The following is a 20,459-nucleotide window of genomic DNA, read 5'->3' on the forward strand; positions in this document are numbered from 1 at the left end:
TCTATATCGTAAATTTCTTCTAATCGTCAATCGTAAATCATTATATCGTAAATTACTTTTATTTTAGTTTACCGGGAATTCAATTAAGAAAGTAGTACCCTGTCCTACTGCGCTGTTCATTGTAATCCGGCCGCGCAGCATTTTAACACGTTGCTGAATATTATCAAGCCCCATCCCGCCTTCAGTCTTATCAATCCTTTGCATATCAAAGCCCTTGCCGTTATCGCGGTATGAAAGATTTACAATCCCATTGTCCTCAGAAAAAGAATAATCAATTGTAACCTCGGAGGCATTGGCATGCTTCATTGTATTGGTGATCATCTCCGTTGTAATCCGGTAAAGGATAATCTCACTCAGATTATCGTAACGGGTATTCGAATTGTAATTGAACCGGATGCTCAGCTGTTCAATTTTGTTAATTCCATCTATAAAATCGAGTAATGCACCCACATACCCATATTGACTCAGGTTAAAAGGTGAAATACCGTGCGCTATCTCACGCATCGTTCGGATGGCCGCTTTTACATTTTCATTGCTCTTTAGGGCAATAAGTTTTATCCTTTCCAGATCAGTTGTATAAAACAGGCTTTGAACATACATTTTAACCGTTGACAACAAGGGACCGAGACCGTCGTGCAACTCGCGGGAATAACGGTTTCGTTCCTTTTCTTCAATAAATGCCGTATTGATGAGAAGTTTCCGTTCAGCCTCCACAAGATCAAGATTGGCCTGGTTGCGTTCAGCTTTCATTGCTGTAATCAGCAATGAAATAACTACTATTGAAGCGATATAAAGCTGGAAAAAAGTGAAGTTTGTATGAGCAGAATGCACGAATGCATCGTTATTTACCCTCAAATTGAACACCATCACGCTTACCAGCATCAATAGCACAAGGGTCACAATTTTCATATCAAAACGCAAAATGGCCCAGATTATAAATGGGAAAGTAAGATAGTTGATGAAGAAGGTAAACAACAGGCCGTTCTTGTAATAAGGGTAAGAAAGAATGTTAAGCGTAAAAAGTGTGGCCATGAGGGCGGCAAGTTCAAGGTACCTCTTCATTTTCATTTCATTGAAATCACTTTTTGACAGGGTCGACCAGGCTGTCAGAAAAGGTACAATAAGCAAATTTCCCACACCATCAGCCACCCAAGAATAGAAGAAATTACTCAGGAAACTACTATCCGAAATAGTACTTGTATAGGCTCCCACTATCACTGAAAACACCCCGTTACACAGAACTACCGAAAGCAGGAGGTATTTGAGCAGCTTGGTACTTTTGTTGAGCCGGAAAGGATTGGAAATGAACCTTAGAAGTATCCAGGAGCTTAATACCGCATCGCCTGTGGACGTGAAAGCATAAAATATCTTGGAACTGATAGATATGCTGTAATGCATATCGGCGAAAAAATCGGCCATAAACAACAACCCGATAATAAAAGGCCTTTCTTTAGGTTTGGAAAGCAGAATCGCCGATATGAAAATTCCTACCGGCGGCCAGGCTATAGCAACTCCTTCTTCATTAACAAAGTACGTAAGACTGAAAACATTTATAATGTAATAGGCGATTGCCCATGCATTCACCCGTAAAAAACTGCCGAGGGTTTCCTTATTAAACAGGGTTGATCTCAATCAGGTATATTCTATCCACTGCAAGATAGAAAAATATTACTCAGGTTGAACGCTCAGCATGTCAGAAGAGGAAAACACTTTATCGGAATTAAGGATCATTGAAAATTTGCCGTCGATTTCTGCATAGCCTTCGAGAAAATCAGGATTATATCCGATCTCCGGTACCGGCTTTATATCCTTCCGGTTTAGTTCAACCACATCATTGACCTGGTTAACCAGGAGCCCTGTAAGAACATTTTTATTTTCATGATGAAGTTCAATCACAATGACCATCTTTTCCTCTTCACTTTCCTTGTAGTTAAACCTTTTGCTTGTTTTAAAAACAGGGACGACATTTCCCCTGAAATTAAAAATGCCTGCAATCATCTCCGAAGAATCGGGTACTATGGTAAGCTCTTCCTGAAGCAATATTTCAAGAACATTGTCCACTGCAATGGCAAAGTTCTCTTTCCCGGCAGTAAAAGTTACATAGCTTTTATTCTGTGCTTTATCTGGTGCATTCATGAGGAATATGATTAAATTAGAATCGTCCGAAATTCTCTGATAGTTCAGCCGGTTTTTCAACCACCGGTTTCTTATTAACTGATTTCCGGGTAGCTTTTTGACCAGTCTCCGGTATCTTTTTCGATTCAGAAGTTTTATGTACTTCCGTATCGTTTCTGAAAAATGAAACGACACCCTGCAATTCTTCTGCTTGTGCAGCAAGCTGTTCGGCACTTGAAGAAATCTGCTCGCTGGCTGAAACATTCTGTTGCGCTACAAGATTTAATTGCTGAACGGCTTCATTTATCTGAACTGAGCCATTCGATTGCTCAGTGCTGGCAGCTGATATCTCCTGCACCATTCTTGTCGTTTTTTCAAGTTCCGGCATGATCTCAGTCATCCGTTTTCCCGCACCTTCTGCAAGTTCAAGACTTGTGGATGAAAGTGTGTTTATTTCATCAGCGGCAATCTTACTTCTTTCAGCCAGTTTGCGTACTTCAGACGCAACTACGGCAAAGCCCCTTCCATGATCACCGGCTCTTGCTGCTTCCACTGCAGCATTGAGAGCAAGTATATTGGTCTGAAAGGCAATATCATTAATGATTTTTATTTTATTGGCAATGGTGTGTTCCGCATTAACTGTTTGATAAGACCTTTCAGCCACATCTTTCATTCCCTGGTAAGCCAGCATGGAAATCTTTTCGGTCTGAATGGCATTATCGCTTGTCTGGCTGATGTTGGATGTCATTTCTTCAATTGTGGATGAAACTTCCTCAACCGAGGCTGCCTGTTCTCCGGCACCGGTAGACAGTAGCTGGGCAGTACTGCTCAATTGCTGGCTCGCTGCAGCAATCTGATCGGCTCCTGAAATTACATTGGCTATAATTTCCCGCAGTCTGATTACCATATCCCTGAAAGCGCAACTCAGTAATCCCAATTCGTCTTTCCTGGAAGTATCGATATGTACCGAAAGATTTCCTTCTGCAATCTGCCTGGCAATTTCAATGGCATGTTTTACGGGCTTTAAAAAATTACTGCTCTGGTAAACTACCACTATGAACAATAACAATATTCCGATAATACCAATGCCCAACGCTTTTATGAAAACGCTATTGGCCATAGCAAGGGTTTCTTTCCTTGGAACAACGGTACACAGGGACCAGGGAGTGGATGAATTTCCAACCGTTACCGGGCTAACCGAAACGATCAGGTTTTCATCCGAATTTCTGGCAATCACATTCCGTGAAAGTTGGTTGCCCATTTTTATAGAAGTCAGAATTTCAGCATTTATAAAATCCGCGGCTGATGAGAGCTTTTTACTGATGAGCGATTCATCGGTATGCGCAGCGATCATTCCGTTGTTTGAAACAAGCATACTGTAACCCGACTGGTAAAGGCGCATATTGCCCAACACTTCGGGAAGTTTCTTCAGGTTCAGATCAATCCCGATTACACCCAGCGTTTTGCCATTTTCAATGACAGGCACCGCAATTGTAGTTTCATAAAACATATTGAGCGTGTCGTCCACATAGGAATAGTAATATGGCTCAAGTATGAGTTCCTTCTGGGTTTTAAAAGGTATCTGGTAATAATCTTCCTTGTACTGGCTGTCATCTACCTGTTCGTTTTTTATTTCACCATTTTCTTTATAAAAGGTAACGTTGAAACGTCCGCTTTCACCTTTTCCTGCATAAGCCCTGTCGTTTTTATCAAGAGCATTCTCTTCCCACATAGCCCAAATGGCAAGGTAGTCCTGGTTCTTTAACAGGGTTTCTTTTAAAAGGCCGGAATAAAACTCCCTGTTTCTGTTGCCTGAATTCCTGAGTGCATTAAAACTGTTAGCAAGGTCCCTGGCAGACTCCAGTGGCCTGCTTAAGAAAATACGCATCTCTGCTGCTTTTTCGACCGATTTGCTGGCTGTAAGTTCGGAAGCTGAATTAACGGCGTTCTTCCGTGCCGAAAGAGTTATTACCATTATGGTCATTGAATATATAACCATCGAAGATCCGAGCACACTCACCAGTAATCTGGTTTTCAAACTATTCCATTTCATTTTTATTGATATTAATTTCTATTTGAAGGAAAAGCAGGTTGGTTATTTACAACCTTTTCAATAATATTCGCTAAATCATCAAAAATCCTGTATTTTAAAACCATCCCCAGGAAGCCCGATTTTTTCAGGGTTTCAATATGTACAGTGTGATCGTACATGGTCATGGCGATTGGCCTGGTATTCGGGCCGGTTGATTTCAAGCATCCTGCCGTCTGAATGCCATCTAATCCAGGCATTTCTACATCCATCAGAATGATACAATGGGAATCACTGCTTATTCCGGCTATAAGTTTTTCACCCGATTCATAAAATGATAACTGATTATATCCGTTCCGTTTCAGGATAGTTAAAATGGCTTCCCGGAATATGGGATTATCATCAACAACTACTATTTCAATTGCATCACGCATGGTGAATTTTACGTGCAACTGAAAATGATGCCATAAGATATAATCTGAAAGAAAGTAAGGGTATTCCCTTATTTATAGGCTTCGCATTCTGTTTTTCGGCTGTCTGAAGGCAGGGTCATGACCACTTTCATCATCCGGTCAAAATACTCAAGCAAATACTTTGATTCGTTGAAAATAATCTGTGCATATTCCCTTGTCTCAGTATCCGTAACGGGTTGTTCATGGAGAATCTGTGCAAATCCCATAATGGCATTCATCGAATTCCGAACATCATGATTCATTGCAGAGCAAAATTCACCATTGCTTAGGGAAGACAAAAAAAGATCTGCCGGGATATTTTTCATAACTTGTTTTAGTTTAAGGAACGGCAAAAGTATACAGTTGCATTGAACGGGGAATACCCGTTCTTATCTAAACCGGCTAAAGTAATTTACCAAAATTTCTAAGGGAAAACCCTTATCAGATTTCTATATACCCGTTGCGGATAGCATAAATTACCAACTGAGCGGAGTTTTTAACGCCTGTTTTTTTGAAAATATTCGATTTATGCACTTCAACAGTTTTGGGACTGATAAACAGCTTATCGCCGATTTCGTTGTTTGACAAACCATTGCATACTTTTACAAGCACTTCAAGTTCGCGTTCTGAAAGGTATTGCTCCTTACCTGCTTTATTGCGGTTAATACGCATGGCCATTTTTTTCATGATCTCCTGGGAGAAGTAACTACCGCCGTCAAGAACTTCATGAATAGCTTTATCCAACTCATATTTGCCTGACTTTTTCAGAATAATGCCTTTCACTCCGGACTCGATCATCTGCATGCAGTAATTCTCTTCTCCGAACATGGTAACGGCAATTATTTTAAGGTCAGGAAACAGTTCAAGTGCCTGTTTGGTAGTTTCCCTGCCGTTCAGAACCGGCATATTGATATCCATTAGAGTAATATCCGGTATTTGATTCCGGATTTTCGAAAGATATTCCTGCCCGTTTGATGCTTCAGAAATAAGTGCATCCGGAAATATCTGGTTCACCACAAGCTTTAGTCCGTCCCTGAAGAGCTCATGATCATCTACAATTGAAATATTAAGCGGCATATACATGGTAAAAATTTTACAAAGGAATTTTCAGAACAGCGGTCATACCTTTATCCGGTTCACTTTCGATTTTTACCTGGCCCCTGAGAGCCTGGATACGTGCGTGAATATTGTGTAATCCTGACCCACCGGGTTTCTTATTTACAATACGATCAGGATCGAAGCCTTTTCCATCATCAATATAATGGATGCAAAGCTCCCCTCCATCCCTGCTGATCTTTACTTTAATACTACGGCACGCTGAATGTTTAACCGAATTATTTATTAATTCAGTAATAGCCCGGTATAACGTTATGCCATGATTTTCTGACAGCGGAAACTCTTCGGGGCAGGTAATTTCGATATTTACAAGTCCTGTTAATGTAATTTGGTGCGTAAACTCACGCAGTGCAGCATAGAACCCGTAATTCCGCAATACATGGGGACTTATATTATGCGAAATTTCCGAAATAAGCCGGATGGCCTCTTCAATTGTGTTTTTCAATTTCTCCATCAGAACGGATCTCTGCACCTCATCAGTAGTGTCGCTGTATACCTGGAAATAGATCTTAATGGTCGAAAGAACCGGACCCAGTCCGTCATGCAAATCCTGGGATATCCGGCTTCTTTCAGATTCCTCCGTATGGATCACCGCTTCCATGATTTTTTGTTCAGCCTGTCTCATATCGGTTATATCACGGAGCAACACGAGGAATGCATCTTCACCATTGTATTCCATTATGCTGGAATTGGTCTCCACAATGCGTAGACTGCCGTCACTGAATTTCACCCTCCATTCGCCAGGTCCGGTATCTTGTTGAGTGAGAAGAATCCGCAAACGTTTTTCAAGTTCATCATACTGATCAGGAAGAATAATGTCCTTCAGAGACATCGGCTTTTCAGCGTCATATCCTGAAAGATAAGTATACGCCCGGTTTCCTGTTATAATAGTCCCCTTTAAATCGGCAATAATGATTGGCTGCTTACTTTTGTCAAAAATAGTCCTGAATTTTTTTTCGCTTTCCATCAGGGCTTGTTCCACTTCTTTTCTTTCTGTAATATCACGTACAATGGCCAGAAGATACTTTCTGCTTTTCAGTTCGAGGCAGTTCAATGATACATCGGTATCAATCAAAGTGCCGTCTGATCTTTTATGTTTCCATTCAAATCGCAACGATTTACCCTGGCTGACCGTTTTAATTTTATCACGTGCCGAATCAAAGGATGACGATCCGTCAGGTTGATATGGTGGTGACAGGGCATATGGAGTTTTCCCTATGATATCGGTTTTATTTAAACCAAACATTTCAGTTGTTTTATAATTGCAATCCACGATCACCTCATCACGCATGATGAAGATAACGTCATTTGCATTTTCAAACAGGTTCCTGAATTTTGATTCACTCTCAACAAGTGCCGAAGTTTTGAGTTCCACCATTTGCTCGAGATGGCCCTTATATTTCTCCAGTTCGATGTTGTTTTGCTGCAGGTCTTTGTTTAATGCGGCCAGCGTTAACTCATACCTGGTATTCAAATCCTTCAGTGCATAAATGGTAACAATGATGAAAATAAATATTAAGCTTTGCGCCAGTTTATAAAAGAAATACCTTCCCGAAAGAAAATCGGGTATTTTCCGGCTTTCAGAAAAGAGAGTAAGCAGGTTATCGGAAAAGAAAGCAAGTAACAAACAGAATCCCACCAGTGCAATCAGGGTTTTCCGTTCCTTATGATCTGGAAATATCAACAGGGTGATTATGCCGAGAGTAAGACTGGCCAGAGGATAATAAAAATAATACTCCGTTTTTATTTCATGAAATACCGTTGGAAATACAATCAGAGTAATAGCTGGCAAAACTACTGACAGGATTTTTGCCATGTTGAACTTCCGCCTTGAAACGAGGTAGATACAATAAACATTGGATAGTGAAACCAGGAGTAATCGCCATGCCCCTATTCCCGGTGCGCTGCCATACTTTAACCATAATTCAGTTACAGTGAAAAGAAAACCGAGAAAGGTCACAGTAAGTCCGAACAGGTTAATCCGGTTGAGTATAATAATAATCCGCTTATCATGATCGGGAAGCCCTTGCGTACCGATGAAAGAAATCCGGTTCCATATCTGAAGCAGCCGGTTCATGATAATGATAAGATATTTTAATGTAAGTTAATAAGAATAAACTTAAAGCCAAAAAACAGATGATATAATATAGGGAAACAGGGTTCAGGACTGTCTTAAATACGACATCTAAAACCCTGCACATTATTATGAAAAGAAAAGATTTCCTTACAAAAAGCGCCTGTGCCTGCGTTGGTGCCGGAATGCTTACAACGGCCGCAAAGGCAAATTGCAACCGGGCATTAAGCGAAGGAACACCCTGTGAAGAAAAATACCGCTTTGCGCAAACTTATGTGAAACGGCTTATGGATATTCTGAACGACAAACTCGACGAAAAATCACGGGTCGAACTGGTTAGAACAATGGGAGAAACATGCGCAAAAGGAGCATACGGTGACAAAAATTCGGCAACCGATAAGATTCCGGTTGAAGAATTCGCGAATAATCTTAAAGCCCGAATAGAAGGAAACACGATTTACTGGGAATACAAAGGAAATCCCGACGGGTTGAAAATAGAGGATGGCTGGTGCCTTTGCCCGCTTGTCGAAAAGGGGCCCGAAGGACTATCCGGTTTATATTGTGAATGCTCGGTAGGATATGTCACTTATATGTTTGAAAGATACACCACGGCAAAGGTGAACGTTGAACTTCTCGAATCATTGAAAAGAGGCGGTAAAGCATGCAAATTCAAAATCACTGTAATCGATTGAATGACCAGTTTACTTAATTACAGATTGTTATAAATAAAATCGTTGGGCTGTATTTCCGGTTCTATTTCAATGTATATTTGCGCGCCATTTTCATATGAATTTGTATGTACGCCAACAGACCTTTCTTTGGCTCCCGGAATCGAACAAGGCTGGTAAATAAGAACATAAGGCCGCTGATTGAATATCTTCATCTTTTTGTTCTTCTTATCCTTTTATTTAAAGCCATTATGGTAGTGGGTTTTGAAAAGCAGGGCGAACTTACTCTTAAAGACTACCATTTCTATTACTCCCTGTTATCCGTTGTAACGGTTCTGTATTTACTGCGTTCCGTAATTTGCATAGGCTTTAAAAGTTTCCACGCTGACTTCTTTGTATACACTGCTTTAGGATTATTTCTTTTTTTCGCCATCATTCTTAACCTCGATAAGAACATCCATTTACTGAACAATGAATATTTCTATTCATTTTTAGTTGCGGGTCTCTTTATTTTCGAGTTCTCACGTTTTGATATACGGAATGTGGCGTTGGTACTCAATCCTGCCCAGCTTTTCATGATAAGTTTTGTGCTTTTGATTATTACGGGTACTGCCTTACTTGAATTGCCCAATGCAACAACCTCACACATTTCTTTTATAGATGCGCTGTTCACTGCCACAAGTGCCATTTGTGTTACCGGACTTACAGTGGTGGACACGGCTACACGATTTACTTCCCTGGGGAAAAGCATAATTCTGACTCTAATCCAGATCGGGGGCATCGGAATCATGACATTTACAAGCTTCTTTGGTTTTGTTTTCAAGGGAGGCGCCTCCTCCTTTTCAGAAAGACTTGTGCTGAGCGACTTTTTCAGTGAAAATAATGTAGCTGAAATACGAAAAACACTGGCTAAGATCATTTTCCTGACCCTCATCATTGAAGCGATGGGTGCTTGTTTTGTATATTTCAGTCTTGACATACAATACTTCACTACCATAGGATCCAGGGTACGGTTCGCTGTTTTTCATTCGGTTTCGGCTTTTTGTAATGCCGGATTTTCAACACTCACCGATAACCTCTATGATTACAGGATCAGAAATACATGGTCGATACTTTACATCCTTGGCTTCCTGATCATTTTGGGTGGTCTTGGTTTCCCGATTCTTTTAAACTTTTATAAATATCTTAAATACAATATTATAAGACTTGTTACTTTCTATCGGTATGGTCAGAAGAAGGATTTTGTACCCAAGATGATCCATATTAATTCAAGGCTTGTCATCTATACTACGATTTTCCTGATCATTATCGGCACAATCCTTTTTTATGTGTTTGAAAAAGATAATACCCTGCAGGGAATGCCCATAGCAGGTAAAATAGCACATTCTTTCTTTGGCAGCGTTACTCCCCGCACTGCCGGTTATAACACAGTAGAAATGGGGAGGCTGTCAGTAGCATGCATTGTAATGACCATATTCCTCATGTGGGTAGGGGCCAGTCCGGTTTCAACAGGAGGCGGAATTAAAACAAGTACTTTTGCTATTGCCATTTTGAATGTTTTCAGAATTGCCCGGATGAAAAACCACATCGAGTTTCACGGACGGGAAATCCATGAGCGATCCGTTGACAGGGCATTTGCGATTATAATCCTTTCCATAATCCTTCTGGGTTGTTCTGCTCTGCTGATATATATAATTGAACCCTCAAAAGGAGCTCTTAAAATACTTTTTGAATGCGTATCGGCTTTCGGAACCGTGGGCCTTTCACTCGGTATCACACCTTACCTCACGGATGCTTCGAAATTTATTCTTGTGTTGCTGATGTTTATGGGGCGAATGGGCATTCTTACCCTGCTATTTGCTTTTATCCGCAGGACAAAGACTTCTGTTTACCGATACCCGAAAGAGAATATTGTAATAACTTAATTACGGCATCATGAATTTTATTGTGATCGGACTTGGTAATTTCGGCGCTTCGCTGGCAAAAAGACTTACAGCACTTGGCCATGATGTAATTGGTGTTGATAAAGAACTTGAAAAAGTTGAGTTTTTCAAGGATGTGATTACAAACACCATCAGTATGGATATTACCGATATCCATGCATTGAAAACCCTGCCGTTGAAAGATTGTGATATGGTAATCGTTTGCATCGGTGATGATTTCGGTTCATCAGTGAAAACAACGGCACTGCTTAAAAAGCTGGGAGTTACCAACCTCTACGGACGTGAAAGCTCCCTTATTCATAAAACGGTTTTAAATGCAATAGGCGTTACGAACACGATCAATCCTGAATATGATACGGCATTTGTATTCGCAGAAAAACTCATAATGACAGGTGTAATCAGTATTTTCAGCATTACGGATGAATTGAAGATTGCTGAAATCAACCTTCCTGAAGAATGGATCGGCAAAAAACTCGATGAAGTAGACAAGACAAATATCCAGGGAATCGACATTGTATCGCTTAAATTTCCCGACCCCAAAGGGTCCCGGCAACTCCCTGAAAAATGGGTTGCGATCAGTGTAAACAAATGCAAGCCTGAAATGCTTCTGGAAAACGGGATGAGACTGGTTATCCAGGGAAGTAAAAAAGAGATCATGAATTTCATGAGAATGTAACTTCCTTGCTGAATATCAACAAAGCCAGTAAGGCAAATCACCGGTCCCCCGTTAACTCATTCAATTAACCGGCGTATAATCGGGGTTTTCAGAATATCCGGTATGCGCATTAAAGAGCAAAATTCGCTTTTATATCTTTTCTCTGTTTTACTGTTCTCAGTCTTTTTCTGCGAACTGGTAATCATGTTGTTTCTCAACCAATTCAATCTCAATATCTGGGAATACGGACTGATTGACTCGGTTCTTCTTGTTTTGCTGCTTTTCCCGGCTTTATATTTTGCTTTTTTTAAACCATTCAGAAAAGTACTTTCAGTGTATCATGAAGCTGAAAAGAGTATCCGTAAAAGTGAAGAAAGGTATAAGACAATATTTGAGAATGTGCAGGATGTTTACTATGAGGTAAACGCCACAGGTACCATTCTGGAAGTAAGTCCCTCTATCCGGGAATTTTCAAAAGGTCAGTATACCCGTGAGGAACTTATCGGAACATCGGTGTATGCTTTGTATAATGACACACACATGAGAGACGTACTTTTTGAATTGATAAAAGTAACCGGAGAACTCAGAGACTATGAAATAACGCTTAAAAACAAGGATGGCTCAATTTTGCAATGTTCGCTTTCATCGCGCTTGTTTTTTACCGAAACCGGGATCCCATCTAAAATAATCGGAATGATGCGTGATATCTCGGCAAGAAAGGAGATTGAACAAAACATCAAACAGAAGAATGAAGAGCTCCGTGTGATTAATTCCGAAAAGGACAAATTTTTCTCAATTATAGCGCATGATTTGCGCAGTCCCTTCAATGCTTTTATTGGTCTTACCGAATTAATGTCGCGTAAAGCAAAAAACATGAATGCGGATGAAATGCAACAGTTCGCCGTAACAATTAATTCTTCAGCACTTAATTTATACAGCCTTCTGGAGAATTTGCTGTTGTGGGCAGGGAATCAACAGGGAACGGTTCCATTCAATCCTCAATGGATGGTAATAAAACCGCATCTGAACCGCGCCATTGCCGATTTGAAACAGGCGGCACATTCAAAAGAAATATCCGTTTCAGTTCAGATCAACGATAAGCTGAAAATGTATGCTGATGAAAATGCTTTTCAGACCATAATCAGGAACCTACTTTCCAATTCAATTAAATTTACCTGCCGGGGAGGCAGCATCGCACTATCAGCCAGGTCGATCGATCAAAAAAGAATTGAAATATCCTGTGAAGATACAGGGATAGGAATGGATGCCCGTATTATGGAAAGGCTTTTCAAAATAGACAATAAGATAAACCGGCTTGGAACCGAAGGTGAGCTAAGCTCAGGACTTGGTTTATTGTTATGTAAGGATTTTGTTGAAAAGCATGGCGGCAGCATATCCGTTTCCAGTGAACCTGGAAAGGGAAGTAATTTTACATTTATTATATAGTTAATAAAGTTTGTATTAATTTTGTATCGTCATCGCTGTTAAATGAAGAAAGTTTCTACCATAGTGATTGCCCTGTTGCTTGCTGTAAGCGGCATGCATTTCACTATAGCTGCGCATTACTGCCAGGGAAACCTGTCGAAAACAATTATTTCACTTAACGGCAAAACAGCTGATTGCGGAATGGAGCATTCCCGCTCAGCATCTCATGTGCCTGTGTTTTCCAGAGAATGCTGTGATGATAGAATCACTGTGTACACGGTTGATAATGATTATTCTCCTTCTTTTATATCCCTTTTACTGGCTCCGGCAGTAACCGCTGTTCCGGTTCAATATATTACTGATCTTCTTTCTTTTTCGTTAAAAAAAAGACCAGAGAATCCACCGGGATATGACCTTATTACCTCTGTTGATTCTGCTGCAATCTGTGTTCTCCGTATCTGAAAACAGACATAGCTTTTATTTGTTAGTCTAAAGCCTATAGCCTTCAGGCCTATAGCCTGTTAGCCTATATCTATTTTTTTATCATTTTTTTTAATAACATGCTATGTTTTTTAACCGACTGGTAAGGTATTTCCTGTATAACCGGCTGATAACCGTTTTATTGCTGGCAGCTTTTATTGTACTGGGAATTATATTTGCCCCGTTTGACTGGAATGCAGGCTTTATGCCGCGCGATCCGGTTCCTGTTGATGCCATTCCCGATATAGGAGAAAATCAGCAGATCATTGCAACCGAATGGATGGGCAGGTCACCGAAAGACATTCAGGACCAGGTGACTTATCCGTTGACAACGGCATTGCTCGGAATCCCCGGTGTTCAGACGATCCGGAGTACTTCCATGTTCGGAATGTCGTTTATATATATCATTTTCAAGGATAATATTGAATTTTACTGGAGCAGGTCAAGGATTCTTGAAAAGCTTAATTCCCTTCCTTCCGGAACGCTCCCTGAAGGGGTACAGCCTTCACTCGGACCGGATGCCACAGCTCTTGGCCAGATTTTCTGGTATACCCTGGAAGGTAGGGATCCGGAAACAGGTCAACCCAACGGTGGCTGGGATCCGCAGGAGTTAAGGACAATCCAGGATTTTTATGTTAAGTATGGCCTGTCGTCGGCAGAAGGTGTTTCTGAAGTCGCTTCAATCGGCGGATTTGTCAAAGAATACCAGGTTGATCTTAACCCGGAAGCCCTTAAGGCATTTAGTGTAACCATTATGGATGTGATGAATGCCGTAAGGAAAAGCAACCTGGATATAGGTGCGGAAACAGTTGAACTGAATCATGTCGAATACATCATCCGCGGTCTCGGTTATGTGAAAAATCTTTCTGACCTTGAACTATCGGTTGTTGCTGTCAGAAATAACGTCCCCGTCAGAATTAAAGACATTGCCCATGTCAGTTTCGGTCCGGCCACAAGAAGAGGCGGGCTTGACAAATCGGGCAGTGAAGCGGTAGGCGCCGTTGTGGTGGCCAGGTACGGCTCGAATCCGATGGAGGTTATCAATAATATCAAGGAGAAAATAAAGGAAATTGATGCAGGACTTCCCCGTAAAACGCTGCCTGACGGATCGGTTTCAAAAGTCACCGTGGTTCCGTTTTACGATCGGACAGGATTAATAAAAGAAACCATTGGTACACTGCAGTCCGCTTTATCTCATGAAATTCTGATCAGCATCATTGTGATCATTGTCCTGGTTGTAAACCTCAGGGCATCACTTATAGTGGCAGGGTTGCTGCCTATAGGAGTTCTGATGGCCTTTATCCTGATGCGCCTGTTCGGAGTGGATGCCAATATTGTGGCATTATCCGGAATTGCAATTGCAATTGGAGTCATGGTGGATATAGGCATCGTGGATGTGGAAAATATATTGCGCCACCTTGAGATGCCTGAAAACAAAGGGGTAAAAGGTAAAAAGCTGATGGAGGTTATTTACAGTGCAACAACAGAGGTACGATCTGCAGTGGTTACCTCAATTGCAACTACAATTGTCAGCTTTCTTCCTGTTTTTGCCATGCAGGCAGCCGAAGGGAAACTATTCAGACCTCTTGCTTTTACGAAGACTTTTGCGCTGGTCTCTGCTTTTATCCTGGGCATAGTGGTGTTGCCCACAGCGGTTCATGTACTTTTCAATATTAAAGTCGACAGGAAAAAGATCAGGCAGGTCCTCAATTACCTGCTGATAGCAGCAGGCATCATTCTTACCTATTTATGGCACACAGGCCTGGCGCTGGCACTGACGGCGGTGGGTGTAAACAATCTGCTTGCATACAGGTGGACTTCTGAAAAGAAGGAATATCCCAACTATATCAATATTGGAATAGCCGTTTTTACTGCTGTTTACTTTTTAAGTATGGAGTGGCTGCCGCTGGGTGCACACAATAACGCGCTAGTCAATTTTCTGTTCGTCGCCGTTATTATTTCCTTAATTCTTTCAGTATTGTGGCTCATGGTCCATTATTATGAACCTGTTCTCCGCTGGGGCCTTGAAAACAAAGCCAAATTCCTTGCACTGCCTGCATTTGTTCTCTTTTTCGGAATCCTCGTATGGCTTGGTTTCGGAAGGGTATTCGGTTTCGCAGCCGCAGGTTTTGAAAAACTCGGTTTTAGAAATTTCAGGCAGACAGCATTGTGGCAGGCTCCAACCCGCGCTTTTCCGGGTACGGGTAAAGAATTTATGCCTTCGCTTAACGAGGGATCCTTTCTGCTGATGCCCACCAGTATGCCGCATTCAAGCATAGAAAAGAATCTTGAATACATTGAGACTCTTGATAAACGGTTGTCTGCCATACCCGAAGTGGACCTGGCAGTGGGAAAATGGGGAAGGGTGAATTCCGCCCTTGATCCTGCCCCTGTGCAGATGTTTGAAAATACGATCAATTACAGACCCGAATATATACTGGATGAACACGGCCATCGAATGCGGTTCAGGGTAGATGGTAACGGAAATTTCGTTTTAAGGAACGGTGGCGTTTACAATCCACACGACTATCAGTTTCGGGTGCTTCCTGCAGACAGCCTTATACCCGAAAGGAAGGGGGAATTTTTCAGGCAATGGAGGCCCGGGATCAAATCACCGGATGACATCTGGAAAGAAATCGTAAAAGTCACCCGCATTCCGGGACTTACATCGGCACCAAGGCTGCAGCCGATTGAGACGAGGCTGATCATGCTGTCAACCGGAATGAGGGCTCCGATGGGACTTAAAGTTTACGGGCCCGACCTCGAGACAATTGAGAAAGCGGGAATACAATTCGAACATGCTCTGCGTGATGTGCCATCAATCAACGCCCCATCTGTCTTTTATGACCGTGCGGTGGGAGCACCGTATATCGAAATTGAGCTGAACCGGGAGGCCATGGCCCGCTATGGAATGAGCATCAGTGACGTCCAGGAAATATTACAGGTTGCCGTAGGCGGCATGTCGCTCAGCAATTCCGTTGAAGGAAGGGAAAGGTTCCCGATCCGCGTCAGATACGCAAGGGAACTGAGGGACAATCCCGAAGACATCAGGCGCATCCTGGTTCCGGCGATGAATGGCGTGCAGGTGCCCCTGGGGGAAATTGCCAGTGTCAACTATTCCCGTGGTGCACAAATGATCCGAAGTGAAAATACCTTTCTCACCGGTTATGTCATTTTTGATAAACTCGAAGGAAAAGCTGAAGTAGATGTCGTTCATGAAGCGGACAGGATCCTTAAAGACAAGATAGCATCAGGCGCTTTAATTCTGCCACCGGGAGTTTCATACAAATTTGCCGGAAACTATGAGCACCAGGTAAGGGCTACAAGGCGACTGGCGATCGTGATCCCGTTAAGCCTCATCCTTATCCTTCTGCTCCTGTTTTTCCAGTTCAGAACCATAACGGCATCCGTGATTCACTTTTCAGGAGTATTCGTAGCTTTTGCCGGAGGTTTCATCATGATCTGGCTTTACAGTCAACCCTGGTTTCTTAATTTTTCAGTAGCCGGAATCGGAATGCGGGAACTCTTCCAGATGCATACGATAAACCTCAGCGTCGCCGTTTGGGTCGGATTTATAGCTCTCTTCGGAATTGCCACAAATGACGGCGTCATCATGGGCACTTATATTCACCAGGTTTTTGAGCAAAAGCATCCGTCAAGTGTGAGCGAAGTAAGAGAAGCAGTATTGGAAGCCGGTAAAAAAAGGGTAAGGCCTGCCATGATGACGACTGCAGTGGCGGTTATTGCCCTTCTTCCGGTTCTTACGTCAACAGGCAAAGGAGCCGATATCATGGTACCCATGGCCATTCCTACTTTCGGAGGCATGGTTATACAGGTGATGACCATTTTTGTGGTTCCTCTTTTCCAGGCTATCTGGAGAGAAAATGCAGTGAAAAAAAATCCATTACATCATGAAGACAGGTAAGTTCAAATTCAAAATCATAGGTAAACTGGCGCTGGCCCTGGGACTTTTTGCGCCTGCCGGTGCGTATTCGCAGGACAGCCTGATGAACTACCTGGCCATTGCGGCCCGCAACAATCCTGTTGTGATGCAGTACTATTATGAATACCAGGCATCCCTTAAAAAAGTGCCCCAGGCAGGTGCTCTTCCCGACCCTACAGTGAATGCGGGTGTATTTCTTAGCCCTATGGAACTCATCAGCGGAAACCAGGTGGCCGAATTCCAGCTCATGCAGATGTTTCCGTGGTTCGGGACTTTAAAGAGTGCTAAAGATGAAATGAGCCTTATGGCGAAGGCAAAATATGAAACCATGGAAGATGCCAAGCTCCAGGTATTCTATGATGTGCAACGGACATGGTATGAGATTTTTAAGCTGAAACGGCAGTATAACCTCGCAGCCAATAACCTGGATATTCTGAAATCAATTGAACGGATTGCGCTTATCCGGTATAAGACGGCCGGAGGCAGTAATACAGCCCAACAGGTCAATCCTTCACAGGCACTTCCCAATACTCAAAGTCCGGGATCATCCATGCAGGGCATGGGCTCTTCGGCGAGTGCACCACAGGCCGCAGAAAGCGCTGCGATGCAGACCGGTTCTATGTCAGGTTCATCGGCTGTATTCAGTCTTGCTGATTTATACAGAGTTCAGACAGAGATCGGCGAACTGAAAAACAGCATGGAACTGATTAAGAACCAGCAGAATGTTCTACTGGCCACCTTTAATAGTTACCTCAACCGTCCGGTTATGACTGCAGTGTTTGTTCCTGATTCGGTAATCGCGGATACCATCCCGGTAAACCTTGAGCTGATTGATGACAGCATGATGGTTCATAATCCCATGCTCAGAATGCTGGATTATGAGCAACAATCGCTTGAAGCAAGAAAGAAAATGAATACGAGGATGGGTTATCCGATGATCGGTATCGGACTGAATTATTCGGTCATTGATAAAAGTGCCATGTCAGAATCGGAAATGAACGGTAAAGACATGATTATGCCGATGGTGAATGTGAGTGTGCCTGTTTACAGGAAAAAGTACAGGTCGATGCGTGAAGAAACCGAACTGATGGCTTCAGCAACGGGTGAAAAAATCAGGGCTGCGGCAAATGATCTTCAGACGCAGTTGTACCTGGCTATTCAGACATACGAGGACTCACAACGCCGGATTGCATTTTATTCGGACCAGATAGTACTCACACGGAAATCGCTCAATATCCTGATGCAAAGTTTTGCCACATCGGGTACAGGTTTGACTGACGTTCTCAGAACACGGCAGCAACTGCTCGATTACCAGTTCAGGCATACTTCGGCTATGGCGGATCTGAACACTTCAGTAGCTTTATTAAAAAGATTATCGGGAGTTTAATTTAAAGATTATGAAAAACAAGAATTTTAAATACATCAATTATATCCTGTTTCTTTTGGCAGGAATTATTCTAGGCTGGATTGTATTTCATTCATCCGGGAAACACAATGCTGAACCGGCTCACGTTGCCTCATCCGATGAAATATGGACGTGCTCCATGCACCCCCAGATCAGGATGCATGAACCGGGCAAGTGCCCGATTTGCGGGATGAATCTCATTCCGCTTGAACACAATGACGAAGCCTATGATTCTCTGGCTGTTTATCTTACTCCTGAAGCGGCACAACTGGCCAATGTGATGACATCAAAGGTGACGCGACAGAACCCGGTAATGGAAGTACGATTATATGGTAAGGTTCAGGCGGATGAACGAATGATTCAGAGCCAGACAGCACATATACCAGGGCGTATTGAGGATTTACTTGTGAGTTTTACCGGTGAGGCTGTAAAAAAGGGACAGGCCCTTGTAGTGCTTTATTCTCCTGAACTGATTACGGCACAGCAGGAGTTGATTGAGGCATCAAGAACCCGGCAAAGTCAGCCTGAGATTTACCAGGCTGCAAGGGAAAAGCTGATGCACTGGAAACTTTCGGATGAGCAGATTGACGGTATTTTACAGTCGGGTATGACCATGCATGATTTCAAAGTCACTTCCAATACATCAGGCATTGTGACCAGGAAATTTGTAAACAACGGAGATCATGTGGCAGAGGGAACACCGCTTTATGAAGTGGCCGACCTCTCAAGGGTTTGGGTTATGTTTGATGCGTATGAAACCGACCTGTTGTTCCTGAAACCCGGAGATGTGGTGTCGTTCTTCATCCAGGCATTGCCGGGTATGAACTTCAGCGGAAAGATTGAATTCATTGATCCTGTGATTGACCCGGTAACCAGGGTAGCCAAAGTAAGAGTGGAATATAACAATGCAAAAGGACTGTTGAAACCCGAGATGTTCGCCACAGGACTCATCAAAACCAATGCAGGGTATCACGGAAAAGACCTTGTTATCCCAAAATCAGCAGTGTTATGGACAGGTACACGTTCGATTGTATATGTGAAAAAACCAGGAACTGAGCCTGTGTTCAGTATGCGTGAAGTCACCCTTGGGCCTGTGGTCGGCAACAGTTATGTAATCACGGCCGGTCTTAAGGAAGGAGAAGAAATTGTAACACAGGGAACATTCAGCGTAGACGCCGCGGCCCAGCTTGACGGCAAGCCCAGTATGATGTCACAATAAAGGTTTGAGGTTTTTTGTTTGAAGTTTGAAGTTCAGGTCTGGAAGTTGCGTTCAGGCTCTGCCCAGGTTTGGGGTTGGGCTCAGGCTCTGCCTGAGTCCAATTATACTTCCGGGCTCCAGCCTGGTTTTGTAAATTTATACAGGCCAGAGTCTGTAAAAATAGTCCGACTCACGCAGATCTTGAGCTTTTGCACAGCTTTCGGGTTGGAGGTCAATTTATAAAATTTAAAAATTTAATAAAAAAAACCTTCTAAATACATACCTGCTAACTTTACTCAAATAACAAATTCAAACAAAAGATTATTTTCGTAGTAATCATTCTCATGGCATGGCCAATCTTCCCAGCGAATATGAAAAATCAGTTCTTGAAAGATTAAGGAATGGGGATAAAAAATCCTTTACAATCCTGTTTAATCATTATTATAAGGATCTCGTCACCTTTGCGTTTGGTTTTTTACATAATCTTGCTGTCGCGGAAGAAATTGTACAGGAAGTTTTCATAAAGTTATGGGAGAACCGGTACCTTTTAGAAATTGACAGATCATTAAAGTCCTACCTGTTAAAATCGGTTCAGAATCGTTGCCTCAACTGGATCAATCATTTAAAAATCAGGTCAGAATTCAACAACCATATCCTGCGTTATCCTGTGTTGTCAGAAAATGAGACTGAAAATTACCTGCTGCATTCCGACCTGGAAGCCAGGCTTCAAATTGGTCTCGAAAAAATGCCGGTAGAAGCGGCACAGGCATTCCGGATGAACCGTTTTGAAAATTTAAGTTATCCTGAAATAGCAGAAAAATTAGGAGTATCAATAAGGACAATTGAAAACAGGATCAGTAAGGCATTATCGTTTTTACGGGATGAGCTGAAAGAATTCCTTATTTTAATTGCCCTTCTTTTTCGCATGTTTTAACCTGTTTCCGAAGAATTTTGAA

General features: G+C 42.3%; 16 protein-coding genes. 9 read left to right on the top strand and 7 right to left on the bottom strand.

The genetic code is table 11. The annotated features are described in order from the left end of the window. Positions 1–63: 63 nt before the first annotated feature. From VK179_06615 to VK179_06645, 7 genes are all read right to left on the bottom strand, one after another. Positions 64–1,632: an MASE1 domain-containing protein gene (locus VK179_06615; GenBank protein ID HLO58395.1), complete on the bottom strand. Its 1,569-nt coding sequence runs from the start codon at positions 1,630–1,632 to the stop codon at positions 64–66. Between the two features lie 36 nt (positions 1,633–1,668). Further along, positions 1,669–2,136 carry a chemotaxis protein CheW gene (locus VK179_06620; protein ID HLO58396.1) on the bottom strand — a complete coding sequence of 156 codons (468 nt, stop codon included), beginning with the start codon at positions 2,134–2,136 and terminating at the stop codon, positions 1,669–1,671. Between the two features lie 16 nt (positions 2,137–2,152). After that, positions 2,153–4,153: a methyl-accepting chemotaxis protein gene (locus VK179_06625; GenBank protein HLO58397.1), complete on the bottom strand. Its 2,001-nt coding sequence runs from the start codon at positions 4,151–4,153 to the stop codon at positions 2,153–2,155. 26 nt (positions 4,154–4,179) lie between these two features. Further along, positions 4,180–4,578, bottom strand: a complete 399-nt coding sequence (locus VK179_06630; protein ID HLO58398.1) for a response regulator — start codon at positions 4,576–4,578, stop codon at positions 4,180–4,182. A gap of 68 nt (positions 4,579–4,646) precedes the next feature. Next, a complete protein-coding gene (locus VK179_06635; protein ID HLO58399.1) occupies positions 4,647–4,922 on the bottom strand; it encodes a histidine kinase dimerization/phospho-acceptor domain-containing protein in 276 nt (91 codons plus the stop codon). A gap of 115 nt (positions 4,923–5,037) precedes the next feature. Then, the gene (locus VK179_06640) at positions 5,038–5,679 is read right to left on the bottom strand and encodes a response regulator transcription factor (GenBank protein HLO58400.1); all 642 of its coding nucleotides are present in this window, start codon (positions 5,677–5,679) and stop codon (positions 5,038–5,040) included. 10 nt (positions 5,680–5,689) lie between these two features. Further along, positions 5,690–7,789, bottom strand: coding sequence for a PAS domain S-box protein (locus VK179_06645; protein HLO58401.1), 2,100 nt, complete (start codon positions 7,787–7,789; stop codon positions 5,690–5,692). A 128-nt stretch (positions 7,790–7,917) separates the two neighbouring features. Between VK179_06645 and VK179_06650 the strand changes: the two genes are divergently transcribed. From VK179_06650 to VK179_06690, 9 genes are all read left to right on the top strand, one after another. Further along, complete coding sequence (locus VK179_06650; GenBank protein HLO58402.1) at positions 7,918–8,478, top strand: DUF6144 family protein; 561 nt, start codon at positions 7,918–7,920, stop codon at positions 8,476–8,478. A 104-nt stretch (positions 8,479–8,582) separates the two neighbouring features. Beyond that, the gene (locus VK179_06655; protein ID HLO58403.1) at positions 8,583–10,379 is read left to right on the top strand and encodes a potassium transporter TrkG; all 1,797 of its coding nucleotides are present in this window, start codon (positions 8,583–8,585) and stop codon (positions 10,377–10,379) included. 10 nt (positions 10,380–10,389) lie between these two features. Next, positions 10,390–11,073: a TrkA family potassium uptake protein gene (locus VK179_06660; GenBank protein ID HLO58404.1), complete on the top strand. Its 684-nt coding sequence runs from the start codon at positions 10,390–10,392 to the stop codon at positions 11,071–11,073. 183 nt (positions 11,074–11,256) lie between these two features. After that, positions 11,257–12,498, top strand: a complete 1,242-nt coding sequence (locus tag VK179_06665) for a PAS domain-containing sensor histidine kinase (GenBank protein HLO58405.1) — start codon at positions 11,257–11,259, stop codon at positions 12,496–12,498. A 42-nt stretch (positions 12,499–12,540) separates the two neighbouring features. After that, complete coding sequence (locus tag VK179_06670; protein ID HLO58406.1) at positions 12,541–12,939, top strand: hypothetical protein; 399 nt, start codon at positions 12,541–12,543, stop codon at positions 12,937–12,939. 103 nt (positions 12,940–13,042) lie between these two features. Next, a complete protein-coding gene (locus tag VK179_06675; GenBank protein HLO58407.1) occupies positions 13,043–16,882 on the top strand; it encodes an efflux RND transporter permease subunit in 3,840 nt (1,279 codons plus the stop codon). Further along, on the top strand, positions 16,869–18,287 hold the full coding sequence (locus VK179_06680; protein ID HLO58408.1) for a TolC family protein: 1,419 nt from the start codon (positions 16,869–16,871) through the stop codon (positions 18,285–18,287). Before VK179_06675 ends, VK179_06680 begins: the two co-directional genes overlap by 14 nt. A 10-nt stretch (positions 18,288–18,297) precedes the next feature. Next, positions 18,298–19,524 (top strand): efflux RND transporter periplasmic adaptor subunit, encoded by a 1,227-nt coding sequence (locus tag VK179_06685; GenBank protein ID HLO58409.1) that lies wholly within the window; start codon positions 18,298–18,300, stop codon positions 19,522–19,524. A 328-nt stretch (positions 19,525–19,852) separates the two neighbouring features. Continuing rightward, on the top strand, positions 19,853–20,437 hold the full coding sequence (locus VK179_06690; protein ID HLO58410.1) for an RNA polymerase sigma-70 factor: 585 nt from the start codon (positions 19,853–19,855) through the stop codon (positions 20,435–20,437). Positions 20,438–20,459: the final 22 nt, after the last annotated feature.

The sequence above is a fragment of the Bacteroidales bacterium genome (assembly GCA_035299085.1).
Taxonomy (GTDB): Bacteria; Bacteroidota; Bacteroidia; order Bacteroidales; family UBA10428; genus UBA5072.

Excerpts from the sequence above, each read along its gene's own strand:
- VK179_06665 (HLO58405.1), top strand. The coding sequence starts at position 11,257 with ATGTTGTTTCTCAACCAATTCAATCTCAATATCTGGGAATACGGACTG.
- VK179_06620 (HLO58396.1), bottom strand. The coding sequence starts at position 2,136 with ATGAATGCACCAGATAAAGCACAGAATAAAAGCTATGTAACTTTTACT.
- VK179_06640 (HLO58400.1), bottom strand. The coding sequence starts at position 5,679 with ATGTATATGCCGCTTAATATTTCAATTGTAGATGATCATGAGCTCTTC.
- VK179_06635 (HLO58399.1), bottom strand. The coding sequence starts at position 4,922 with ATGAAAAATATCCCGGCAGATCTTTTTTTGTCTTCCCTAAGCAATGGT.
- VK179_06660 (HLO58404.1), top strand. The coding sequence starts at position 10,390 with ATGAATTTTATTGTGATCGGACTTGGTAATTTCGGCGCTTCGCTGGCA.
- VK179_06680 (HLO58408.1), top strand. The coding sequence starts at position 16,869 with ATGAAGACAGGTAAGTTCAAATTCAAAATCATAGGTAAACTGGCGCTG.
- VK179_06670 (HLO58406.1), top strand. The coding sequence starts at position 12,541 with ATGAAGAAAGTTTCTACCATAGTGATTGCCCTGTTGCTTGCTGTAAGC.
- VK179_06655 (HLO58403.1), top strand. The coding sequence starts at position 8,583 with ATGTACGCCAACAGACCTTTCTTTGGCTCCCGGAATCGAACAAGGCTG.
- VK179_06650 (HLO58402.1), top strand. The coding sequence starts at position 7,918 with ATGAAAAGAAAAGATTTCCTTACAAAAAGCGCCTGTGCCTGCGTTGGT.
- VK179_06685 (HLO58409.1), top strand. The coding sequence starts at position 18,298 with ATGAAAAACAAGAATTTTAAATACATCAATTATATCCTGTTTCTTTTG.
- VK179_06630 (HLO58398.1), bottom strand. The coding sequence starts at position 4,578 with ATGCGTGATGCAATTGAAATAGTAGTTGTTGATGATAATCCCATATTC.
- VK179_06645 (HLO58401.1), bottom strand. The coding sequence starts at position 7,789 with ATGAACCGGCTGCTTCAGATATGGAACCGGATTTCTTTCATCGGTACG.
- VK179_06675 (HLO58407.1), top strand. The coding sequence starts at position 13,043 with ATGTTTTTTAACCGACTGGTAAGGTATTTCCTGTATAACCGGCTGATA.
- VK179_06690 (HLO58410.1), top strand. The coding sequence starts at position 19,853 with ATGGCCAATCTTCCCAGCGAATATGAAAAATCAGTTCTTGAAAGATTA.